Source organism: Amycolatopsis sp. NPDC004625, from assembly GCF_040609695.1.
GTDB lineage: Bacteria > Actinomycetota > Actinomycetes > Mycobacteriales > Pseudonocardiaceae > Amycolatopsis.
Genome location: NZ_JBEXKX010000006.1, coordinates 270,531 through 289,562 on the forward strand (window position 1 = coordinate 270,531; position 19,032 = coordinate 289,562).

19 protein-coding genes and 1 pseudogene are annotated in these 19,032 nt (G+C 70.3%); 12 read left to right on the forward strand and 8 right to left on the reverse strand.

Annotated elements, in window-relative coordinates; all coding sequences use genetic code 11:
• The first annotated feature begins 153 nt into the window (after positions 1-153).
• Both ABZW17_RS09595 and ABZW17_RS09600 read left to right on the forward strand, forming a co-directional pair.
• Positions 154-714 carry a TetR family transcriptional regulator gene (locus ABZW17_RS09595; RefSeq protein ID WP_354811512.1) on the forward strand — a complete coding sequence of 187 codons (561 nt, stop codon included), beginning with the start codon at positions 154-156 and terminating at the stop codon, positions 712-714.
• A gap of 21 nt (positions 715-735) precedes the next feature.
• Positions 736-1,173: a GNAT family N-acetyltransferase gene (locus tag ABZW17_RS09600; protein WP_354811453.1), complete on the forward strand. Its 438-nt coding sequence runs from the start codon at positions 736-738 to the stop codon at positions 1,171-1,173.
• Here the strand turns inward: ABZW17_RS09600 and ABZW17_RS09605 are convergent.
• The 3 genes and pseudogenes from ABZW17_RS09605 to ABZW17_RS09615 all read right to left on the reverse strand — a co-directional run bounded on the left by ABZW17_RS09605 (position 1,170) and on the right by ABZW17_RS09615 (position 2,122).
• Positions 1,170-1,283 (reverse strand): DUF397 domain-containing protein, encoded by a 114-nt coding sequence (locus ABZW17_RS09605; protein WP_354811455.1) that lies wholly within the window; start codon positions 1,281-1,283, stop codon positions 1,170-1,172. The genes ABZW17_RS09600 and ABZW17_RS09605 overlap by 4 nt on opposite strands.
• A 62-nt stretch (positions 1,284-1,345) precedes the next feature.
• Positions 1,346-1,507 (reverse strand): annotated as a pseudogene (locus tag ABZW17_RS09610) (Scr1 family TA system antitoxin-like transcriptional regulator); the annotation flags it as partial.
• Positions 1,508-1,588: 81 nt separating this feature from the next.
• Positions 1,589-2,122: a YbhB/YbcL family Raf kinase inhibitor-like protein gene (locus ABZW17_RS09615; RefSeq protein ID WP_354811457.1), complete on the reverse strand. Its 534-nt coding sequence runs from the start codon at positions 2,120-2,122 to the stop codon at positions 1,589-1,591.
• A gap of 174 nt (positions 2,123-2,296) precedes the next feature.
• On the opposite strand from ABZW17_RS09615, the gene ABZW17_RS09620 reads away from it, so the two are divergent.
• The 7 genes from ABZW17_RS09620 (at position 2,297) to ABZW17_RS09650 (ending at position 9,274) form a co-directional block, all read left to right on the forward strand.
• Positions 2,297-3,067 (forward strand): DUF4097 family beta strand repeat-containing protein, encoded by a 771-nt coding sequence (locus ABZW17_RS09620; RefSeq protein WP_354811459.1) that lies wholly within the window; start codon positions 2,297-2,299, stop codon positions 3,065-3,067.
• Between the two features lie 31 nt (positions 3,068-3,098).
• Positions 3,099-3,332 carry a hypothetical protein gene (locus tag ABZW17_RS09625; RefSeq protein ID WP_354811461.1) on the forward strand — a complete coding sequence of 78 codons (234 nt, stop codon included), beginning with the start codon at positions 3,099-3,101 and terminating at the stop codon, positions 3,330-3,332.
• 67 nt (positions 3,333-3,399) lie between these two features.
• Complete coding sequence (locus ABZW17_RS09630) at positions 3,400-4,842, forward strand: alpha/beta hydrolase (RefSeq protein WP_354811463.1); 1,443 nt, start codon at positions 3,400-3,402, stop codon at positions 4,840-4,842.
• A 222-nt stretch (positions 4,843-5,064) separates the two neighbouring features.
• A complete protein-coding gene (gene dnaK / locus ABZW17_RS09635) occupies positions 5,065-6,939 on the forward strand; it encodes a molecular chaperone DnaK (RefSeq protein ID WP_354811465.1) in 1,875 nt (624 codons plus the stop codon).
• Complete coding sequence (grpE, locus tag ABZW17_RS09640) at positions 6,936-7,643, forward strand: nucleotide exchange factor GrpE (protein WP_354811467.1); 708 nt, start codon at positions 6,936-6,938, stop codon at positions 7,641-7,643. The genes dnaK and grpE overlap by 4 nt, the downstream gene beginning before the upstream one ends.
• A 30-nt stretch (positions 7,644-7,673) precedes the next feature.
• A complete protein-coding gene (gene dnaJ, locus ABZW17_RS09645) occupies positions 7,674-8,843 on the forward strand; it encodes a molecular chaperone DnaJ (RefSeq protein ID WP_354811469.1) in 1,170 nt (389 codons plus the stop codon).
• Between the two features lie 5 nt (positions 8,844-8,848).
• Entirely contained in the window at positions 8,849-9,274 is a 426-nt protein-coding gene (locus tag ABZW17_RS09650) for a helix-turn-helix transcriptional regulator (protein ID WP_354811514.1), read from the forward strand.
• A gap of 99 nt (positions 9,275-9,373) precedes the next feature.
• Here ABZW17_RS09650 and ABZW17_RS09655 read toward each other — a convergent pair whose 3' ends face one another.
• The 5 genes from ABZW17_RS09655 to ABZW17_RS09675 all read right to left on the reverse strand — a co-directional run bounded on the left by ABZW17_RS09655 (position 9,374) and on the right by ABZW17_RS09675 (position 14,232).
• A complete protein-coding gene (locus ABZW17_RS09655) occupies positions 9,374-9,907 on the reverse strand; it encodes a DUF305 domain-containing protein (RefSeq protein WP_354811471.1) in 534 nt (177 codons plus the stop codon).
• Complete coding sequence (locus tag ABZW17_RS09660) at positions 9,904-10,662, reverse strand: lytic polysaccharide monooxygenase (protein WP_354811473.1); 759 nt, start codon at positions 10,660-10,662, stop codon at positions 9,904-9,906. The genes ABZW17_RS09655 and ABZW17_RS09660 overlap by 4 nt, the downstream gene beginning before the upstream one ends.
• 147 nt (positions 10,663-10,809) lie before the next feature.
• Positions 10,810-11,526, reverse strand: coding sequence for a dienelactone hydrolase family protein (locus ABZW17_RS09665; protein WP_354811475.1), 717 nt, complete (start codon positions 11,524-11,526; stop codon positions 10,810-10,812).
• A gap of 74 nt (positions 11,527-11,600) precedes the next feature.
• Entirely contained in the window at positions 11,601-12,746 is a 1,146-nt protein-coding gene (locus tag ABZW17_RS09670) for a globin domain-containing protein (protein WP_354811476.1), read from the reverse strand.
• Between the two features lie 310 nt (positions 12,747-13,056).
• Complete coding sequence (locus ABZW17_RS09675; RefSeq protein ID WP_354811478.1) at positions 13,057-14,232, reverse strand: globin domain-containing protein; 1,176 nt, start codon at positions 14,230-14,232, stop codon at positions 13,057-13,059.
• A 254-nt stretch (positions 14,233-14,486) separates the two neighbouring features.
• On the opposite strand from ABZW17_RS09675, the gene ABZW17_RS09680 reads away from it, so the two are divergent.
• The 3 genes from ABZW17_RS09680 (at position 14,487) to clpB (ending at position 18,954) form a co-directional block, all read left to right on the forward strand.
• On the forward strand, positions 14,487-14,972 hold the full coding sequence (locus ABZW17_RS09680; RefSeq protein WP_354811480.1) for a MarR family winged helix-turn-helix transcriptional regulator: 486 nt from the start codon (positions 14,487-14,489) through the stop codon (positions 14,970-14,972).
• Positions 14,973-15,071: 99 nt separating this feature from the next.
• Positions 15,072-16,259 (forward strand): MFS transporter, encoded by a 1,188-nt coding sequence (locus ABZW17_RS09685; RefSeq protein WP_354811482.1) that lies wholly within the window; start codon positions 15,072-15,074, stop codon positions 16,257-16,259.
• 97 nt (positions 16,260-16,356) lie between these two features.
• Positions 16,357-18,954, forward strand: coding sequence for an ATP-dependent chaperone ClpB (gene clpB / locus ABZW17_RS09690; protein WP_354811484.1), 2,598 nt, complete (start codon positions 16,357-16,359; stop codon positions 18,952-18,954).
• Positions 18,955-19,032: the final 78 nt, after the last annotated feature.

Below are 19,032 nucleotides of genomic sequence, written 5' to 3' on the forward strand. Positions count from 1 at the left end.
CGTCCGGGTACTGCGTTGGTCAAAGCAGTGGTGGTGCCGGGAGACTAACCGTCCTTACTGATGAGTAACCCGTTGAGTGGCCTTAAGTCCCACCGATGTGGTGTACGTCGCTCTTTGTTTCGGGACGATCGTCCAGGTAGTTTTCACCCTATGGTGAAGCTCCAAGTCGACGGCCGGAAGGCGCGGGGCGAGAAGCGGCGCGCCGAACTCATCGAGGCCACGCTGCGGATCATCGAGCGTGACGGCGTCGCGGGCGTCACCCACCGGACGGTCGCCGCCGAGGCCGGCGTGCCGACGACGTCCACGACCTACCACTTCTCGTCGCTGGACGACCTGCTGGTCGCGACGCTCATCTCCTGCGCCCGTGACATGGCGACCGAGGTCTACTGGATGATCGACCGGGCGCGTTCGCGCGGGTCACGCGGTGCCGAGGAGGTCGCCGGCCTGCTCGCCGAGGCACTCGGGCCGCGGCGTGGGCGCACGATGGCCGAGTACGAGCTCTACCTGCTGGCCGCGCGCAAGCCCGAGCTGCGCCCGGCCGCGCGGCGCTGGCTGGACGTCCTGACCTCGATGGTCCGCCACGACGACGAAGTGGCGTTCCGGGTCTTCCTCGCGGGCATCGACGGGCTGCTCATCCAGGGCCTGATCGACGACGAGCCGCCGTCAGCGGAGGAGCTGCGGCCGGTGGTCGACTACCTGCTGAAACCGCGTTGACGGCTCGGTTAGCTTCGGATCATGCGGACCTTTGGCGACTACGAACTCGACGACGACCGCGCGCGGCTGGACCTCGACGTGGTGTGGAAGTTCCTCTCCACCGAGGCCTACTGGGGCCGCTGGCGCACGCGTGAGCAGGTCGAAGCCGCGATCGGCGGCTCGTGGCGGGTCGTCGGCGCCTACCGCGGCGGTTCGATGGTGGGGTTCGCCCGCGCGTTCTCCGACGGCGTCTCCTCCGCCTACCTCGCCGACGTCTTCGTCGTCGACTCCGCCCGCGGCACCGGCCTCGGCAAGGAGATCGTGCGGGAGATGATCGACAACGGCCCCGGCGCCCGGTTCCGCTGGATGCTCCACACCGCCGACGCGCACGGGCTGTACCGGCAGTTCGGCTTCGACGAGCACACCAAGGGCCACTACCTGGAGCGCGAGGGGCCCAACGCGGGGAACTTCGTCCGCTAACGCAGGTCGGTGAGGAGGGCGTCCCACGATCGGGTGGACGTTTCGAGGGTTCCGCCCGGGCGGTCCTTCGTGTCGCGGATCCGCACCACCTGGGCGAGCGAGGCTTCCACGCATTCGGCTTCTTGCCCGGTAAGGCCGCCTGCCGGACCCTGCGCACGTGCAACCGCTGCTCGACCAGCTCTGCGGGGGAACCGCCGTACGAGAGGATCGCGCGGGCGTAGTCCGGCGTCTGCAGCAGTCCGTGCACCAGCATCGGCTGCCGGCTGAAGATCGCGGCCGCCGTGCGCTCGAACCCCAGCGCTCTCGACCGGGGTGTCGCTATAGGTGGTGACATGAGCGCAGTGTGTCATCGGGGTCCGACAAAAACGGGCCCGGCTCCGTTGCCGATCCGCAACGGCGCCGGGCCCGGGAAAACTCAGCCCTTGTTCTCGTACACCGGTGTCAGCACCGCGCGGGCGAGGGTGTGGCCGAACATGTTGAAGCCGAGGAACGCCGGGGTTGCGTCCTCCGGCACCTCCAGCTTGTCGAGGTCGAGGGCGTGCACCGCGAAGTAGTAGCGGTGCGGGCCGTGCCCGGGCGGGGGCGCCGCGCCGAGGAACTGCTTGACCCCGCCGTCGCCCTTGAGCGTCACCGCTCCTTCCGGCAGACCGGAGCCGTCGCCCGCGCCGGAGGCCAGTTCCGTCACCGAAACCGGCACGTTGAACACCGCCCAGTGCCAGAATCCGCTGCCGGTCGGGGCGTCCGGGTCGTAGCAGGTGATCGCGAAGCTCTTCGTCTCCGCCGGGAAGCCCTCCCACGCCAGGTGCGGCGAACGGTCCTCGCCGCCGGCGCCGAAAATGCCGGACAGGTGGGGCGTGGCCAGGGTTTCGCCGTCGGCGACGTCGGTGCTGCGGAGGGTGAAGGACGGCACGTCGGGCAGGGATTCGTACGGGCCGGGTGCTTGCGGCATGGATCCTCCTGATCACGGAACCGGTGACTTGCGCCAGGTTAGGCCCAGAGCGCCACCCCTGCGTCTCAGGGCGGGATCTCAGGGTCTTTCGGGGGGTTACCCCCATGTACGGCCCGCTCACCCCGTCATAACGTTCTTCACGCAGAGGAAACAACACTGAGGGGACCAACGACCATGGCGCGCCCGCTTCTGGCTCTGGGAGGCATCGTCCTGATCGGCGTCGGCCTGGCGACCGCGCTCGGGTGGGGCTGGGGTTCGGATTTCGCAAACACCGACACCGTTTCGCAGACCATCCGCAGCGTGAAGCTGGAAGCCGACTCGGGGTCGGTGAAGATCCGCTCCGGTTCGGGGGCGACGACGGTGCGCCAGGAGGTCGGCTACCACTGGCGCAGCAAGCCGTCGGGGCCCTTCTACCGCGTCGAAGGCGACCAGCTGGTGCTCGGCTCGTGCGGCACGAACTGCACGGTCGACTTCGAGGTCGTCGTACCCGCGGGGGTGCCGGTGACCGGGGACATCGACTCGGGCGAGCTGGACGTCGCCGACATGTCCAGTGTGGACGTCCACGTCGATTCCGGGCACGCGAAGGTCGAGGACGTGGCCGGCGCGGTGAAACTGCGGATGGACAGCGGATCGACCGACCTGGCCAACGTCGGGCCGGTCCAGCTGCAGAGCGAGTCCGGCAGCATCACCGGCAGCGAGGTGAACGGTCCGGTCGACGTGACGTCCTCCAGCGGCAGCGTCGAATTCACGCTGGTGCGGGCGAACGACGTGAAGGTGCACGCCGAGAGCGGCGGCATCGACCTGACCGTGCCGGGCGGGTCGTACCGCGTCGAGGGCGGCAGCGACAGCGGGCACCGCGACATCGGCGTGCGCAACGACGGGACCGCCCAGCACGTGCTGGACCTGACGACCGAGAGCGGCAACGTCACGGTCCGCGCGGCCTGACCTCTTCTTCTTACTACGGGGGCATTTTCCGATGGGCAGGATCGAACGGCGCGTGCTGGTGGCCGCGCTGCTGGGGGCGATCGCGACGTTCGGCGTCGTGGGCTTCACGCGCGGGGAGTCCGCGGAGACGCCGGCACAGGGGGTGCCGGTCTCCGTGGATTCCCACTATCGAGTGACTTCTTGGGTCGGCACGCCGGCGGAAGTCGTTGTACAGCAAGGAAACCCGGATTTCTTCCTCACTTCCTGGACCGGCCGCCGCTCCTGATTTGTCGGTGGTCGCTGTTAGGAAGGAAGCACGCCGAAGGCCGGCGTGCAGGGGGAGGAAACGGATCATGGACATGCGCCGGGTTGCCGCGGTCGTGCTGGCGGTCGTGGTCATGGCGGCGGTACCGGCCGTCGCCGCCGCATCGGTGCTGACGTGGCACGCGTGTGCCACGCAGCAGGAACCGACGGCGGAGTGCGCGACGGTCGAGGTGCCGATCGACCGGACACGACCGGAACCGGGGTCGGCACAACTCGCGCTGGCGAGGCTGCCCGCGCTCGATCCGGCTCATCGGATCGGTTCCCTGCTGGTGAACCCGGGCGGTCCGGGTGGCTCCGGCGTCGGGTTCGTGCAGTTCGGCGGGCTGGCGTCACCGGACCTGGCGCCGCTGCGGCAGCGCTTCGACATCGTGGGGTTCGACCCGCGCGGCGACTGGTTCAGCACGCCCCGCATCACGTGCGACGCCGCGACTCTGTTCGACCCGGCGCTGGACCGGTTCCCGTCGACGCGGGCGGGGTTCGACGCGCTGGCCGCGCACAACCGGAAGGCGGGCGCGGACTGCCTGGCCCGGACCGGGCCGCTGCTGGCGAACGCGGACACGCAGAGCGCGGCCGAGGACATCGAGACGATCCGGGCCGCGCTCGGCGAACCTCGAATTTCCTGGCTGGGCCTCTCCTACGGCACCGAACTGGGCGCGATCTACGCGTCGAAGCACCCGGACCGGGTCCGGGCGATGGTGCTCGACGGCGCGGTCGACCACGCGCGGCCGTTGCGCCAGGCGATCCTCGAGGAGGCCGCGGCCACCGAGGACGCGCTGGTCCGGTTCGCGGGCTGGTGCCGTGGGTCGGCTGACTGCGCCCTGCACGGCCAGGACGTCCTCCGCTTCTACGACGACGTCGTGGCCCGGGCGGCTCGCGGCACGATCTGGTCCGGCGACCTCGGGCGTCCCGCGACGGCCGACGAGGTGTCGGCGGGCGTCTACAACCACCTCTACATCCGGGACGAATGGCCGGCCCTGGGCAAGGCGCTGGCCGCGGCCGGCGGCGAGTTCCCGGACGCGCGGGCGCTGACCGAGCGGAACCAGTTCCTGACCCCGATCTACGGCGCCTACCGGGCGATCGGCTGCCACGACTTCCCGGCGCCGTTCACCGGTCCGGCGGACATGGGGTTCATGGCCGGGCTGCTCCGCACGGCGGCCCCGCACAGCTGGCGGTACTCGGAGTTCTGGGACCTGACGAGCGGGTGCGTGGGCTGGCCGGTCCCGGCGAAGAACCCACCGCAGCCGCACCCGGTCCACGGCGCCCCGCCGATCCTGGTGGTGGGCGGCGCGCACGACCCGGCGACACCCCTGTCCTGGGCGCGGGGCCTGGCGGCGAGCATCGACCGCGCGGCCCTGCTGACCCGCGATGACGACGGACACACGGGGCTGTTCAACTCCGCGTGTGCGCGGGCGGCCGAGGTGGGGTACCTGGTGAGCGGGGTCGTGCCCGGTCTTGGGGCGGCCTGCCGGTGAACCGCACCGACGGTGATCGGTGTCACAGCGCAATCAGCCACCGGGGTCGGGAACAAGAAGGCCGACAGCCTCGTTAGGCTGGGTACAGAGGTTGAGCGCAGTCGACTCAAGTCCGGCTTGACGAGGTGCGCGGAGGCCCGATAAAACTTGCCAGGGGCTCGCTCAAGGCGAGAACGAACCTGCAGGTCACGAACATAGCAGCCGTACACAGGAGGAAGCACCATGGCGCGAGCGGTCGGCATCGACCTCGGCACGACCAACTCGGTCGTCGCCGTCCTTGAGGGCGGCGAGCCGACGGTCATCGCCAACTCGGAAGGCTCCCGGACCACCCCTTCGATCGTCGCCTTCGCCAAGAACGGTGAAGTGCTGACCGGTCAGCCGGCGAAGAACCAGGCCGTCACGAACGTCGACCGGACGATCCGGTCCGTGAAGCGGCACATCGGCACCGACTGGAAGACCGAGATCGACGGGAAGAACTACACCTCCCAGGAAATCAGCGCGCGCGTGCTGATGAAGCTGAAGCGCGACGCCGAGGCGTACCTGGGCGAGACGATCACCGACGCGGTCATCACCGTCCCGGCGTACTTCGAGGACGCCCAGCGGCAGGCCACCAAGGAAGCCGGGCAGATCGCCGGCCTGAACGTGCTCCGCATCGTCAACGAGCCGACCGCCGCCGCGCTGGCGTACGGCCTCGACAAGGGCGAAAAAGAGCAGACCATCCTGGTCTTCGACCTCGGTGGTGGCACCTTCGACGTCTCGCTGCTGGAAATCGGCGAGGGCGTCGTCGAGGTCCGCGCCACCTCCGGTGACAACCACCTCGGTGGTGACGACTGGGACGAGCGCATCGTCAAGTGGCTGGTCGACAAGTTCAAGGCCACCAACGGCATCGACCTGACCAAGGACAAGATGGCGCTGCAGCGCATCCGCGAGGCAGCCGAAAAGGCGAAGATCGAGCTGTCCAGCTCGAACTCGGCCAGCATCAACCTGCCGTACATCACCGTGGACGCGGACAAGAACCCGCTGTTCCTCGACGAAACCCTCTCGCGCGCCGAGTTCCAGAAGATCACCGCGGACCTGCTCGAGCGCACCCGGAACCCGTTCAACAACGTCATCCGGGACGCGGGCATCGCCGTCGGCGACATCGACCACGTCGTGCTCGTGGGTGGCTCCACCCGCATGCCGGCCGTGTCGGACCTGGTCAAGGAGCTGACCGGTGGCCGCGAGCCGAACAAGGGCGTGAACCCGGACGAGGTCGTCGCCGTCGGCGCGGCGCTGCAGGCCGGTGTGCTGAAGGGCGAGGTCAAGGACGTCCTGCTGCTGGACGTCACGCCGCTGTCGCTGGGCATCGAGACCAAGGGTGGCGTGTTCACCAAGCTCATCGAGCGCAACACCACGATCCCGACCAAGCGCTCGGAGATCTTCTCCACCGCGGACGACAACCAGCCGTCGGTGCAGATCCAGGTGTTCCAGGGTGAGCGCGAGATCGCCGCGCACAACAAGAAGCTCGGCATGTTCGAGCTGACCGGTCTCCCGCCGGCCCCGCGTGGCGTGCCGCAGATCGAGGTCACCTTCGACATCGACGCCAACGGCATCGTGCACGTGACCGCGAAGGACCTGGGCACGAACAAGGAACAGTCGATGACGATCACCGGTGGCTCCGCGCTGCCGAAGGACGACATCGAGCGCATGGTCAAGGACGCCGAGGCGCACGCCGAGGAAGACAAGACCCGGCGCGAAGAGGCCGAGACCCGCAACCAGGCCGAGACGCTGGTCTACCAGACCGAGAAGTTCCTCAAGGACAACGACGACAAGCTGCCCGAGGACCTCAAGGGCAAGGTCAAGTCCGCGATCGACGAGTCGAACGAGGCGCTCAAGGGCACCGACTCGACCAAGATCCGCGAGTCGATCGAGAAGCTGAACGCCGCTTCGCAGGAGCTGGGCACCGCCCTGTACGCCAACGCGAACGCCGACGCCGCGGCCGGTGCCGCGGGCGGCGCGGGTGCGGGTGCGGCCGGGGACGCCGGTGCGGCCGGCGGCCAGGCCAAGGCCGATGACGTGGTGGACGCCGAGATCGTCGAAGAGGACCCGAAGAAGTGACCCACAGCTACGACGAATCCGAGAACCAGGGCCGCGGCCCCGAGGAGCCGGTGGTCGTGCGGGACCGGCGCCGGGTGGATCCCCAGACCGGGCAGGTCCGCCCGCCCGGTCCGGCCCACGCCGCGCCGGACCCCGACGAGGCGCCCGTGGAGCACGCGGGCCCCTCGCTGGGTGAGTCCATTGTGGACGATTCGGTGTCGGTCGTCTCCGATGTGGAGAAGGAGCTGGCCGAGCGCACCGCCGACCTCCAGCGCCTGCAGGCCGAGTACGCCAACTACCGCAAGCGGGTCGAGCGCGACCGCGAGGCGGTCGTGATCGGCGCGAAGGCGACCGTGGTGAACGACCTGCTGCCGCTGCTGGACGACCTCGAGCGGGCCGACCAGCACGGTGACCTCACCGGCGCGTTCAAGGCGGTCGGCGACAAGCTGATCAGCGGCCTGCAGCGCGCGGGGCTCGAGTCGTTCGGCACCGAGGGCGAGCCCTTCGACCCGAGCGTGCACGAGGCCGTGCAGCACAACACCTCGCCGGACGTGGCGGGCCCGACGGTCACCGTGGTCATGCGCCGCGGGTACCGCTTCGGGGACCGCGTGCTCCGGGCGGCGCTGGTCGGCGTGACCGACCACGAGCCCGGCGCGGCCCCGGGGGACCCGTCCGTCGGTGGCGAGCTGCCACTCGGCGGCGGAGTCGATGAGCAGCAGCAGTAGCGGAAACCCAGTGGGAGGAGGAGACGCCCGATGAGTGCACGGGAATGGATCGGTAAGGACTTCTACCGTGAGCTGGGCGTCTCCTCCGACGCCACCGCGGACGAAATCAAAAAGGCCTACCGGAAGCTGGCCAAGGAGAACCACCCGGACGCGAACGCCGGCAACGCGGAAGCGGAGCAGAAGTTCAAAGCCGTCTCCGAGGCCTACGGCGTGCTCTCCGACGCGAGCAAGCGCAAGGAGTACGACGAGGCGCGGCGGCTGTTCGGCGGCGGGGGCGGGTTCAACTTCCCCGGTGGCGGCGGCACCGGCAGCTTCGACGTCGGCGACATCTTCGGCCAGGCCGGTGCCGGCCAACAGGGCGGTTTCGGCGGGCTCGGCGACATCCTCGGCGGGCTGTTCGGCCGCGGCCGGACGACGGCGGGCGCGACGGCGAACCGGCCGCAGCGCGGTGCCGACGTCGAGACGGACGTCCGGATCGACTTCACCGAGGCGGTCAAGGGCGCGACCCTGCCGCTGCGGCTGTCGAGCCCGGCGACCTGCGCGACGTGCAGCGGCAACGGGGCCCGGCCGGGCACCTCGCCGCGGACCTGTCCGACCTGTTCCGGTTCGGGACTGGTCAGCCGCAGCCAGGGTGCGTTCGCGTTCTCGGAGCCGTGCCGCGACTGCCGCGGCCGCGGGACGATCATCGACGACCCGTGCCCGGAGTGCGGCGGCGAAGGCATCAGCACGCGGACCCGCACGCTGACCGTCCGGATCCCGCCGGGCGTCGACGACGACCAGCGCATCCGGCTGGCCGGCCAGGGCGAGCCGGGCCGCGGCGGGGCGCAGGCGGGCGACCTGTACGTCCGGGTGCACGTGGCGCCGCACGCGCTGTTCGGGCGCAAGGGGCTCGACCTGACGATCACCGTGCCGGTGGACTTCACGGAGCTGACGCTCGGCACCACGATCACGGTGCCGACGCTGGAAGGCAAGGTCTCACTCAAGGTGCCGCCGGGCACGGCGAGCGGGCGGGTGCTGCGCGTACGCGGCAAGGGCATCGCCAAGCGCGACGGCGCCCAGGGTGACCTGCTCGTCACCCTCCAGGCGGCGATCCCCGCCAAACTGGACGACAAGGCGCGCGAGGCACTGCAGGCGTACGCCGAGGCGATGGCCGGGCACGACCCCCGGCCCGAGATCACCGAGCTGCTGCAAGGTAGGTGAGTGTGGTGTTCGGCGGGATTCCCCAGGAAGGGGACGAGGAGACCCCGGTGTTCGTCATCTCGGTGGCGGCCCAGCTCGCCGGGATGCACGCGCAGACGTTGCGCACGTACGACCGCCAGGGCCTGGTGTCACCGGGCCGCACGGCCGGCGGCGGGCGGCGCTACTCGATGCGGGACATCGCGCTGCTGCGCGAGGTCCAGCGCCTGTCGCAGGAGGACGGGGTCAACCTGGCGGGCATCAAGCGCATCATCGAGTTGGAGAACCAGGTAGACGCGCTCCGGGCCCGCATCACCGAGCTGACCGAGGAGCTGGCGGCGGCGTACGTGGCGGCGGAACAGGCGACGGCGGCGGCGCACGCGTCCTACCGCCGGGACCTGGTGCCGCTCAACCAGCAGACGGCGCTGGTGGTCTGGCGGCCCAAGCGCCGCTGACGACCAGCCGACGAAGGCCTCCCCGGGCGACCGGGGAGGCCTTTTCGCGTAGTGGGGCCGCGAGCAGTCCCTCCCGGCTGCTCGCGGCCGCGCCGCGGGTTACGTCTTGACGTTCAACAGCTGCTTGACCTCGGCGGTCCGCGACTCGATCACCCGCCGTGCCAGGTCCCGGGCCTGGGCGTTCACCCCGCCGCTGGTCCCGTTCTCGGTCTGGGCCAGCTCGACCGCGCCCTGCTGCTGGCCCGTCAGCACGTCCAGGAACCGGCGGGTGAACTCGCTGTCCGGTGCCGTCCGGAGCGCTCCCACCAGGTCCGGCGACGTCATCTTCATGCCGCCGTGGCCCGCGTGGGCCTCCGGGGCCACCGTCTCCGGCTGGTTCCACTCGGCCAGCCAGCGGCGCATGTCCGTCACCTCGGTCTGCTGCGTCACCTCGATCGCCTTCGCCAGCTCCTTCACCGCCGCCGGGACCGGGCGGGCCGCAGCCAGCCGCACGATCTCGATCCCCTGCTCGTTCTGGGGGATCAGCATCTGCAGGAACATCACGTCGGCCGCGTTGTGCTGCGGGGTGGCCGCCGTCGTGCCGCTGCCGCATCCGGTCAGCAGCAGCGCGACGACGGCCAGGACCAACCTCACTGGCGCTGCCACAGCGCCGGGGTGTTCGGCGGCTCCCAGCCCGCGATCGCCGTGTGCGGCTGGAGGCAGCGGTAGCTCACGCCGTTGTACGTCACGACGTCGCCGGCCTTGTACGCCGTGCCCGCCGACCACGTTCCGCTGGACGGCGGGGTGGTCGTCGTGGTGGGGGGCGGGGTGGTCGTGGTCGGTGGGGGCGTCGTGGTGGTCGGCGGCGGGGTGGTGGTCGGGCCGCCGCCACCGACCTGCAGGTCGATGCAGCTGTAGAACGCGTTGGCCGTGTCCGCGATGTTCCAGATGGCCAGCACCTTGATCCGGCCCGAGTACCCGGCCAGGTTCACCGTGTGCGACAGCGTCGACGGCGGCTGCTGGTTGTTGCCGTTGAACAGCGCGACGCGGGTGTTGCCGACGTAGTACTCGTAGCTCAACGTCGAGTGCCGGGCGGTGAAGACCCAGTTGAACGTCACCGTGGTGCCCACCGACTTCGCGGGCCACGGCTTCGACTCGTCGGCCAGCTCGGCGAACTGGGACAGGCCGCCGTTGCAGCTGCGCAGCCCCTTCGGGCCTTCGACGCTCTGCGGTTCGTAGATGATCTCGCCGCAGTTGGGGACCTTGCCGGCCGCGCAGTTGGCCTGCCGGCTGGGCGGATCCGACACGTAACCGTGGGCACTCGCGCTGGTGGCGGGGAGGACGACGACCAGCACCGGCGCCAGCAGGGCACCGGACGCGGCCGCGAAGAGCTTGCGTTTCCAGGTCATTTTCGGCTCCTCGAAGGGGAACAGCGTCGTTCCGCCAGGAAGGACGAACGAGCACATCCGGGGAAGATGTGGTCTAGACCATAAGTCGATTCGTACACAACGGTCAACGAACTACCGCCGTTCGACGATTTCGCTGCTCCGTCCGGCTCAGTGCGAAGGTGGGGCCGGCTGCTGCAGGTGTTCGCCGAAGAACGCCGTCACCCGGCGCCACGCGTCTTCGGCCGATTCGTGGTGGTAGGTGAAGCCGACCACCTTGAGCAGCAGGTTCAGCGGCGCCGCAGTGTTGATCTTGTTGGCGAACCCGTGGCTGGCGTCCGGGTACTCCTTGACGTCGTGCGGGATGCCACGCTCGGTGAGCGCCGTCTCGAGCTTCGCCGCGGCGCCGCGCAGGCCGAAGTCCTTCTTGCCGAAGCTCGCGACGATCGGGCAGGCGTCGTCGAGCACCGACAGGTTCTTCGGCAGCTGCCCGTAGTACGGCGCGGACGCCTCGAAGCCGCGTGACGCCGCGACGAGCGCGAAGCCGCCGCCCATGCAGAAGCCGGCGATGCCGACCCGGCCGGAGCTGTCCTCCCGGCCGGTCAGGAGCGTGCGGGCCGCCTCGATGTCGTCGAACGAACGACCCCGGCGGGCGAACATGTCCGTGAACACCTGCCGCACGCAGCGGCGCATGCCGCCGCGGGAATAGAGGTCCGGGCTGAGCGCGAGATATCCCTCGCGGGCGAAGCGGTCGGTGATGTTCTTCGTGTCCTGGCTCAGCCCGAACGCGTCGTGGATGAGCACCACGCCCGGGTGCGGCCCGGCACCCCCGGGTTCCGCGAGGTAGCCGCCGATCGTGCCGTCCGAAACCGGAATAGTCATCTCCATATCGGTGAAGATAGCGAGAAACTCCCGGTCCGGCGCGTCCCGCTGAGAGTCTCTCAGCGCATTCCGGACAAAGCTCAGTCCAGCGTGAACGGGTCGTACGATATTCGTTCCAGATCGATCCCCTTGGCCAGCAGTTTCGCGACGGTCGCCTGGATCATCGGCGGCGAACCGGAAACGAGGACGTCGTGGTTCCGCCACGTGCCGCGCTGGGTCACGGCGTGGGCGAGCGTCCCGCGGTCGCCGCCGGCCAGCGCGCCCTCCTCGGTGACCGGGGTGACCGTCAGCCACTTCGACGTCGCCGCCAGCCGGCGGAGCTCGTCCAGCGCGTACAGGTCCTCCGGCCGCTTGCCCCCGAAGAACAGGTGCACCGGCGGGTTCCGCTTCCAGCGCGAAAGGTCGTCGAGGATCGCCAGCAGGGGCGTGATGCCGGTGCCGCCGCCGATCATCAGCAGCCGCCGCTTCGTCGAGGTCGGACGCACGTTCAGCACGCCCATCGACGGCCCGAGGCGCCAGACGTCGCCCGGTTGCGTGTGGTTGACGATGCTGCCGCTGACCCAGCCGCCGGGCACCGCGCGCACGTGGAAGGTGAGCTGGCCGTCGCCGCGGGGCGCGTTCGCCGGCGAGAGGTACCGCCAGAACCGCGGGCGCTGCGGCACTTCCACGCTGACGTACCCGCCCGAGCGGTACGGCAGCAGGCCCTCGGTGCGCACCTTCACCAGCGCGACGTCGCGGGAGAGCTTCCGGTGCTCCAGCACGGTCGCCGACCACGCGGCCGGCCCGGTCTCCGCCTGGGCGGCCTCGCGCATGGTCTTGGCGATGAGCCCGTAGGCCGTCGTCCACGCGGACTCCACCTCGGGGGTCCACTTCTCCTTGAGAAATCGTTTGAGCGCGGCGATCAGCGCGACGCCGACGGCGTCGTAGTGGCGGGCGACGACGGCGAACTTCCGGTGGTCGCGGCCCAGCTGCCCGAGGAAGGTGGCCAGCTCGTCGGGCCGGTCGACCATCTGCACCACGTACACGAGCGCGCGCAGCAGCCGGCTCCGCTGGGTGGTCATGGTGACCGGGAACAGGTCGCGGCAATCGGGCGCGACCACGAACAACGCGCCGTAGAAGTACTGCGCCAGTTCGTCGGCTTTCGGTTCGATCTCCGCAAAACTTTCACGAATCAACCGGGCCAGTTCACGACCTTCCACGGCCGAAACGGGCAGCGGTTCGGGCATTGCGGAGACCTTCACGGATTCAGCACTCATCGGGAACGGTAATCTCCAGTCCTGCAAAGGCTTTTTTGCGACCGTGCACGCGGCGTCGCTGTGCGGTGCCGCCCCCGAGGGTTCCCGACTGTAGGCGAATTCCCGTGCAGATGCGCGGGATTACGCGCGTTCCCGCTCGAACGGAGCAATTCGGCCACGCGCGGTCAACCCCGCCTGGCATAGCGTAAAAATGATCACGGCTGCCGGAAAAATCCGTTACCCGTTGCTGATTCTCGAAGCGTAACGAAATTGCGCGCCGGAACGACCCGGCCGCGCCGTGCTAGTCGATCGTGAACGGGTCGTACTGGATCTGGTCCAGCGCGCTGCCCGCGACCAGCATCCGCGACACCGTCGCGCGGATCATCGCCGGCGAGCCGGACACGAGGATGTCGTGGCCGGGCCAGGCGCCGTACCGCGTGACGGCTTCGGCCAGCGTGCCCTGCTCGAACCCGGGGACGTCACCGCCGCGTTCCACCACCGGCGTCACGTTCAGCCACGGGTTCGTGGCTGCGAGCGCGCGCAGTTCTTCGAGGTCGTAGAGGTCCTCACGCGCCGGACCGCCGTAGAACAGGTGCGTCTTCGGGTTCTCGCCCCACAGCGCGAGGTGGTCGAGGATCGCCCGCACCGGCGCGACCCCGGTCCCGCCGGCCACCATCAGCACGCCCCGCGACGACTCGCGGTCGACCGTCAGGCGGCCCAGCGGCGGGCCGAGCCGCCAGACGTCCCCGGGCTGCGTGTGGCTGACGATGGCGCGGGACACCCAGCCGCCGTCGATGGCGCGGACGTGGAACTCGATGCCGCCGTCCTCGCGCGGCGCGTTCGCCGGCGAGAGGTACCGCCACAGCCGCGGCCGCTGCGGCACTTCGACGCTCACGTACTGGCCCGGGTGGTACGGGAGGGGCTGGCTGGGCACCAGGCGCACCAGGGCCAGGTCCCAGGTCAGCCGCCGGTGTTCGACCACGGTGGCCGACCACGACGGCGGGTTCGTGTCGGACGCGGCGGCGTCCTGCATGGCCCGCGCGGCGATGGTGAACGCCTCGGCCCACGCGCGCTCGACCTCGGGCGTCCACTCCCGGCCGAGGTGGTTCTTCAGCGACGCGAGCAGCGCGGTGCCGACGGCTTCGTAGTGACGCGGGACCACGCCGAACTTGCGGTGGTCGCGGCCCAGCTGGCGCAGGAACGGCGCGAGGTCGTCGGGCCGGTCGACCATCTGCACGATGTGCACCAGCGCGCGGACCAGCCGGCCGCGCTGGATCTCCATGTTGATCGGGAAGAAGTCGCGCGTGGTCGGGGCGAGGGTGAACAGCATCCCGTAGAAGAACTGCGAGATGTCCGCGATGTAGGGCTCCGACCTGGCCCAGCTGTCCCGGATGAGCCGGACCATCGCCGTGACGGCCGCGGGGGCTTCACGCGGGGCCGAAGACCTGGGGAGCGGGCTGACGGAATCCGCTGTCATGGGAGGTTGTTCACGGGTCGGGGACCGCCTCCTGGGTCCTGTACCACTGCTGCCACCTCGTCACTCGACGTCACCGGAATGCGCCGCGCGCACCACCCGTCCGCAGGGTAGCGGCCGGGCGCCCTTTTGCCCGCATTGTTGCTCCGACCGGGTGTATCACCGCCGATCGGGCGTGGGCGACCTCACCGGCGAGATGGTTGTCCCGAGCAAGCGTCCGGCAATAAACTTGTATGGCACAACTAAGGGAGGTTCCGATGGGCTTCGACGACACCGACGACGACGTCCGGGTCGAGCTCATGCGCGAGCTGAAGACCGCTTCCCAGCTCCAGCACGCCTGGATCATGCAGGCCTGGCAGAGCGAGCCCGGGCTGCACCCGGCGGCCGCGATGCTGCTGTCCGACCTGGCGAAGAACGGCGAGGCCCGGCCGTCCGAGCTGGCCAAACGCCGGTTCGTCGACCTCTCGGTCGTGAGCAGGCAGATCACCCAGCTCTCCGCCGCCGGGCTGGTCGACCGCCGTCCCGCGCCCGAGGACGGCCGGGCGTCGCTGGTGAGCGTGTCCGAGAAGGGCCGGGCCGAGCTCGCCCGCTGGCGCGTCAACTACGTCGAGTTCATGGAGAAGGCCCTCGGCGGCTGGGACGACGAGCGCGTCAGCGACCTCACCGCGCGGCTCGCGGAGATGAACACCGACCTCCGGCGCGCGCTCGGCAGCGCCGCCTGCCTCGCTGACACGAACAAGTGACGCGGGTCCGCACGGGCACACCCGAAGTGGCTTTTTGCTCCCTCGAAACTGTCCGTTCGGTCCTGACCTAGGAGCATTCCGCGGCGTTAACGTCGGTGGGTGAGGCGTGACCGGGTCGCACTGCTGTGCGCGCTGGGGATCGACAACTTCGGCTCGGGTCTGTTCCTCCCGTTGGCGCTGGTCTACGTGACGCAGGTGGTCGGGGTGCCGCTGGCCGTGGCCGGCACCGCGGTCACCCTCGGTGCCGTCGGGGGGCTCGTCATCCCGCCGCTCGCCGGGCGGCTCGTGGACCGCGTCGGACCCCGCGCCGTGGTGGTCGGCGCCCAGCTGCTGCAGGCCGCGGGTGCGGGGGCGTACCTGCTCGCCGACGGCGCGGGCCCGGTGATGGCGGCCGCCGTCCTGCTGTCCGCCGGGCAGCAGCTGTTCTACAGCTCCCTGTTCGTGCTCATCGCCGACGTCGCGGGCGACGTCCCGAAGGATCGGCCGTTCGCCGAGGTCGGGATGGTGCGGGCCGCCTGCTTCGGCCTCGGCGGGCTGGCGGCCGGCCTGCTGCTGACGTGGCTCGGGAACACGGGCTACCGCATCGCGCTCGCCGTGGACGCGCTGACGTTCTTCGCGGCCGCGTCCATCCTCGTCTTCTTCGTCCGGCTCGGGCGGCCGCACCGGCAGGAGCGCGAACGGTCGGTCCGGGTGCTGCGCGACCGGCCGTACCTCGCGTTGATCCTCTTCAGCGGGCTCTTCGGGCTGTCGCTGGACTTCTTCCTGATCGGCACGCCGGTGTTCGTGCTCGACCGGCTGCACGGCCCGGCCTGGCTGCCGGGCGCGATCCTCGCCCTGCTCACCGTGGTGACCAGCGTCGGCGGCACGCTCGCGCTGAAGCTCACCGCCCGGCTGACGCGGATCGCGGCGATGCGGGCCGGTTCGGCGTTGTTCTCCGTGTGGTGCGTGGTCAGCCTGGGCGTGCTGCTGGTGCCCGACGGCTGGCAGGTGGCCTACCTGCTGGCGTCGACGCTGGTGTTCGCGGCCGGTGACCTGGTCTTCGGGCCCCGGTCGGGGGCGCTCGCCGAAGCCGCGGCACCACCGGTCGCCCGCGGACGTTATCTCGCTGCGTACCAGTACGCGTTCACCGTGGCGCAGGTGCTGGCCCCCGCCGTGGTCTCGCTGTTCTCGGTCGCCGACTGGCTACCCTGGGTGCTGGTCGGGGCGTGCGCGGGCCTGGCCGTGGCCGGGCTCGGCATGCTCGGTTCGCGGTTGCCGGCGAGCGCCGTCGCTCCCGGTCGAAGTTGAGCGGAACAGACTCAAGTTTTCGTGCGTTAGAGATAGTGTCAGGCCACGGTCAGGGCCTGTCACCAGGACTTTTGAAGTACCGAGCATGAGGTGAGGGATGGACGCTTTCAACCCGACCACGAAGACCCAGCAGGCGATCTCGTCCGCGGCGCAGGCGGCCACCATGGCCGGCAACCCGCACGTGGCGGCCGCCCACCTGCTGGGCGCCCTGCTGGCGCAGGGTGAGGGGCTGACCGCTCCGCTGCTGACCGCGGTCGGGGCCGACCCGGGGGTGGTGCACAAGGAGCTGGAGCCGCTCATCGCGGCGCTGCCGTCCGCGACCGGGGCGACCGTGTCGAGCCCGCAGTTCGACACCAACGCGGTCAAGTCGCTGACCCGCGCCCAGAAGCTGGCCACCGAGCTGGGCGACGAGTACGTCTCGACCGAGCACCTGCTCGTCGGGCTCGCGACCGAGGGCGGCCAGGTCGCCGACCTGCTCAAGCGGCACGGCGCGACGCCGGACGCGCTGCAGGAGGCGTTCGCCAAGGTCCGCGGCTCGGCCCGGATCACCAGCGCGGACCCGGAGAGCACGTTCAAGGCGCTCGAGAAGTACGGCGTCGACCTCACCGACCGCGCCCGCGCCGGCGAGCTCGACCCGGTCATCGGCCGCGACACCGAGATCCGCCGCGTCGTGCAGGTGCTGTCGCGGCGCACGAAGAACAACCCGGTCCTGATCGGCGAGCCGGGTGTCGGCAAGACGGCCATCGTCGAAGGGCTGGCCCAGCGGATCGTCGCCGGGGACGTGCCGGAGTCGCTGCGCGGCAAGCGCGTCGTCGCCCTCGACCTCGGGTCGATGGTGGCCGGCGCGAAGTACCGCGGCGAGTTCGAGGAGCGGCTGAAGGCCGTGCTCAAGGAGATCACCGACTCCGCGGGCGAGGTCATCACCTTCATCGACGAGCTGCACACGATCGTCGGCGCCGGCGCGACCGGCGAGGGCGGCGCGATGGACGCGGGCAACATGATCAAGCCGATGCTCGCCCGCGGCGAGCTGCGGATGGTCGGCGCGACCACGCTCGACGAGTACCGCCAGCACATCGAGAAGGACGCCGCCCTGGAGCGGCGCTTCCAGCAGGTGCTCGTCGGCGAGCCGTCGCCGGAGGACACCATCGCGATCCTGCGCGGCCTCAAGGAGCGCTACGAGGTGCACCACGGGGTCCGGATCACGGACGCCGCCCTGGTCGCCGCCGCGACGCTGTCCGACCGCTACATCACCGCGCGCTTCCTGCCGGACAAGGCGATCGACCTGGTCGACGAGGCCGCGTCCAAGCTGCGCATGGAGATCGACTCGCGGCCGGTGGAGATCGACGAGGTCGAGCGCGCGGTGCGTCGCCTGGAGATCGAGGAGATGGCGCTCGCGAAGGAGAGCGACGCCGCTTCGAAGGAGCGTCTCAACAACCTGCGGGCCGAGCTGGCCGAGAAGCGCGAGACGCTGACGGCCCTGACCGCGCGCTGGCAGAACGAGAAGGGCTCGATCGAGCGCGTTCGCGAGCTCAAGGAGCAGCTCGAGCAGCTGCGCGGCGAGTCCGAGCGCGCCGAGCGCGACGGCGACCTCGGCAAGGCCGCCGAGCTGCGCTACGGCCGGATCCCCGCGCTGGAGAAGGAGTTCGAAGCGGCCACCGCGGCAAGCGAGGCCAGCCAGCAGAACGTCATGCTCAAGGAAGAGGTCGGCGCGGACGACGTCGCCGACGTGGTCAGCGCGTGGACCGGCATCCCGGCCGGCCGGCTGCTGGAGGGCGAGACCGGCAAGCTGCTCCGGATGGAGGAGGAGCTGGGCCGGCGCGTCATCGGGCAACCCGAGGCCGTGCAGGTCGTCGCGGACGCGGTGCGCCGCAGCCGGGCCGGCGTCGCCGACCCCGACCGGCCGACCGGCTCGTTCCTGTTCCTCGGCCCGACCGGTGTCGGCAAGACCGAGCTGGCCAAGGCGCTGGCGGAGTTCCTGTTCGACGACGAGCGCGCGATGCAGCGCATCGACATGAGCGAGTACGCCGAGAAGCACTCGGTGGCGCGCCTGGTCGGCGCCCCGCCCGGGTACGTCGGCTACGACCAGGGCGGCCAGCTCACCGAGGCCGTCCGGCGCCGCCCGTACTCGGTGGTGCTGCTGGACGAGGTCGAGAAGGCCCACCCGGACGTCTTCGACGTGCTGCTGCAGGTCCTCGACGACGGGCGGCTGACCGACGGACAGGGCCGGACGGTGGACTTCCGCAACACCATCCTGATCCTGACGTCGAACCTCGGCTCGCAGGCCATCGCCGACCCCGGGCTCGACGAGCGGCAGCGGCGGGACGCGGTGCTCGAGGTGGTGCAGCGGCAGTTCAAGCCGGAGTTCCTCAACCGGCTCGACGACATCGTCGTGTTCCACTCGCTCGGCACCGAGCAGCTGACGTCCATTGTGGACATCCAGGTGGCCAAGCTCGCCAAGCGGCTGGCCCAGCGCCGGCTGAACCTGGAGGTCACCGACGGTGCCCGCGAGTGGCTCGCGCTCAACGGCTTCGACCCGATCTACGGCGCCCGCCCGCTGCGACGGCTGGTCCAGTCGGCGATCGGCGACAAGCTGGCGAAGGAGCTGCTGTCGGGCGAGGTCAGGGACGGCGACACGGTGCGCGTCGACAGCCCGGAGCTCGAAGCCGGTGACTCGCTGACCGTCACCCGCGTCTGACCGGTCGTGAGTGGTAAGGCGGGTTCTAACCCGCCTTACCACTCACGACAGCCGCGGCAGACTGCGAAGCCTGGGGCG

Coding starts and splice junctions, on each gene's coding strand:
- ABZW17_RS09600 (WP_354811453.1), top strand. CDS start 736: ATGCGGACCTTTGGCGACTACGAACTCGACGACGACCGCGCGCGGCTG.
- ABZW17_RS09615 (WP_354811457.1), bottom strand. CDS start 2,122: ATGCCGCAAGCACCCGGCCCGTACGAATCCCTGCCCGACGTGCCGTCC.
- ABZW17_RS09620 (WP_354811459.1), top strand. CDS start 2,297: ATGGCGCGCCCGCTTCTGGCTCTGGGAGGCATCGTCCTGATCGGCGTC.
- ABZW17_RS09625 (WP_354811461.1), top strand. CDS start 3,099: ATGGGCAGGATCGAACGGCGCGTGCTGGTGGCCGCGCTGCTGGGGGCG.
- ABZW17_RS09630 (WP_354811463.1), top strand. CDS start 3,400: ATGGACATGCGCCGGGTTGCCGCGGTCGTGCTGGCGGTCGTGGTCATG.
- dnaK (WP_354811465.1), top strand. CDS start 5,065: ATGGCGCGAGCGGTCGGCATCGACCTCGGCACGACCAACTCGGTCGTC.
- dnaJ (WP_354811469.1), top strand. CDS start 7,674: ATGAGTGCACGGGAATGGATCGGTAAGGACTTCTACCGTGAGCTGGGC.
- ABZW17_RS09660 (WP_354811473.1), bottom strand. CDS start 10,662: ATGACCTGGAAACGCAAGCTCTTCGCGGCCGCGTCCGGTGCCCTGCTG.
- ABZW17_RS09665 (WP_354811475.1), bottom strand. CDS start 11,526: ATGGAGATGACTATTCCGGTTTCGGACGGCACGATCGGCGGCTACCTC.
- ABZW17_RS09670 (WP_354811476.1), bottom strand. CDS start 12,746: ATGCCCGAACCGCTGCCCGTTTCGGCCGTGGAAGGTCGTGAACTGGCC.
- ABZW17_RS09675 (WP_354811478.1), bottom strand. CDS start 14,232: ATGACAGCGGATTCCGTCAGCCCGCTCCCCAGGTCTTCGGCCCCGCGT.
- ABZW17_RS09680 (WP_354811480.1), top strand. CDS start 14,487: ATGGGCTTCGACGACACCGACGACGACGTCCGGGTCGAGCTCATGCGC.
- clpB (WP_354811484.1), top strand. CDS start 16,357: ATGGACGCTTTCAACCCGACCACGAAGACCCAGCAGGCGATCTCGTCC.